We start from the raw sequence: 2139 nt of genomic DNA, 5'->3' as shown, positions 1-2139 counted from the left end.
GGCATCTTGTGTTTTATCGATGACACGAACAATCACCTCCGCAACGATGTTCCCGGCGCTCATAACTATGATACATTTTTTGACGGGCCATTAACCCATCGAAATCCACTTCATGGGCATTAAATTCAGGACCATCAACGCAGGCAAACTTGTTTTTGTTGCCGACACTTACACGGCAACCGCCGCACATGCCAGTACCGTCCACCATAATCGGGTTAAGGCTGACAATAGTATGAACCCCGTACGGACGCGTTACCTCAGCAACACTTTTCATCATGATTACCGGACCGATCGCCATAACAAGGTCAATCTTTTCGCCTGCGGCAAGCATCTCCTTTAAGGGGTCAATTACCAAACCTTTTCGGCCTTTTGACCCGTCATCAGTAGTAATATAAAGTACATCGCTTATAGTGGCCATTTCTTGTTCGAGAATAAGTAAATCCGCATTGCGAGCCCCGATAATCGAAATTACTTTATTACCTGCTTCCTTGTAAGCGCGGGCAATGGGATACACCGGCGCGACACCAATTCCGCCGCCGACACAAACCACCGTACCAAATTTTTCAATGTGGGTAGCTTTGCCAAGAGGCCCTGCTAGATCGAGTAGTGCGTCGCCTGCTGACAAGCGGCCAAGTTGCCGCGTCGTATGCCCCACCTCTTGAAAAATTAAGGTGATTGTACCTGCGGCACGGTCGAAGTCGGCGATGGTGAGCGGAATACGTTCACCATCTTCATCAATTCGCAAAATGACAAACTGGCCCGGCTGGCACTTGCGGGCAATAAGCGGTGCCTGCACAACGAACAACTTGACGCTCGGCGCCAGTTCTTGCTTTTTTAAAATCGTAAACAAAATCTCACTCCCTTTTAAAATGATGATTAGTACTATTTAATGCGAGGTGTATTTAACGTGTATGTGAAAATTATAACATGTATGTGAAAATTATAACATGTTTTTTGTCCAAGCTCAATGCGGGTTTTGCGAAAAAAATCACTTATTGCCATAAAAAATCCGGCCCAGTGAGTAAAACCTTGGGCCGGCTACCGCTTATTTTTCAACGTAATCCTTGCCTACCAGCACGGTGACCTGGTCGGCCTTGGCGTCGTTTTTGGTGACATTCAACACATATTTGAAAGGTAAGCTAATCAGCTTGCCCACGACCGCGTTGTCGGTCGTATCTGTCATATAGGAAGTAACGACGGTATTGGGCGTCGGTTGGCTAGCCGTAGTGATACCTACCACTTCAAATCCCTGATTGCACAGGATAGCGGCTACCATATGAGGAAAAGCCACTATGGACTTTTTTCTTAAGTGTTCAACTTCATTTTACAATCGACCAAAAAAAAAAAAAAAAAGGCCTATTATCTAGGCGCAATACTTTTGCGGCACCTATCCGTCTTTATAAGTCTGGGCCAGCAGTTCAAGCGGGTGGAAGACCCTGATTGCCAGGCCGTGTCGCGCAATACCGTGCTCAATCTGCATCTTGCAGGCCGGGCAGCCTGTAGCGACAATATCGGGCGCAACGCTTTTGATGTTCCGTATTTTTCTGTCCAGTATCAGGGACGACACATCATAATGAGTTATACAAAAACTCCCTGCCCCGCCGCAACACCGGTCAGCTTCTGGCATCTCCCTGAATACCAAGCCGGGTATGGATTTTAAAATTTCCCTGGGCTGAGCGGTCACTCCCTGCCCGCGGCTTAAGTGGCACGAATCGTGGTATGTGGCTACTGCCTCTACCAATTTTGAGCCTAGTTTAATATCAAGGCGGTTAACAAGAAATTCCGAAATGTCGTACACTTTTTTCGTAAACGTTTCAGCTTCTGGTATCAGCTTATCGTATTCTTTCAGAGTACCGCCGCAAGTGGCGCAATCGGCCACAATGAAGTCCGGCTGAGCGTCTAGCAGTAGTTTTATGTTATGCCCTGGCAAGAAGGGCCGGCTGTCTCCGTATCCGCCGTACGCCAGGTGCGGTGTGCCGCAGCACTGAACGTTGGTCGGAATGACCACTTCACAGTCATGACGTTCCAATACGTCAATGACGGCATGACCCAAACTAGGATTAACCATATTGGTCATGCAGCTCAGGAAATAAGCCACTCGGATTTTGCCGCCTTTTTTTAATTCACGTTTAGTCTAGC

At 47.6% G+C, this 2139-nt stretch carries 3 protein-coding genes; all 3 read right to left on the bottom strand.

Annotated features, from left to right (window positions below; genetic code table 11):
- Nucleotides 1–13: 13 nt before the first annotated feature.
- Nucleotides 14–850, bottom strand: a complete 837-nt coding sequence (locus TCARDRAFT_RS14445) for a sulfide/dihydroorotate dehydrogenase-like FAD/NAD-binding protein (protein ID WP_007290435.1) — start codon at nucleotides 848–850, stop codon at nucleotides 14–16.
- A 195-nt stretch (nucleotides 851–1045) separates the two neighbouring features.
- Nucleotides 1046–1276: a LytR C-terminal domain-containing protein gene (locus TCARDRAFT_RS14440; protein WP_007290693.1), complete on the bottom strand. Its 231-nt coding sequence runs from the start codon at nucleotides 1274–1276 to the stop codon at nucleotides 1046–1048.
- 111 nt (nucleotides 1277–1387) lie between these two features.
- Entirely contained in the window at nucleotides 1388–2098 is a 711-nt protein-coding gene (locus tag TCARDRAFT_RS14435; RefSeq protein WP_050769652.1) for a (Fe-S)-binding protein, read from the bottom strand.
- Between the last annotated feature and the right edge of the window lie 41 nt (nucleotides 2099–2139).

Source organism: Thermosinus carboxydivorans Nor1 (assembly GCF_000169155.1).
GTDB classification, from domain to species: Bacteria; Bacillota; Negativicutes; order Sporomusales; family Thermosinaceae; genus Thermosinus; species Thermosinus carboxydivorans.
This window is presented reverse-complemented; position numbering and strand designations above follow the sequence as displayed.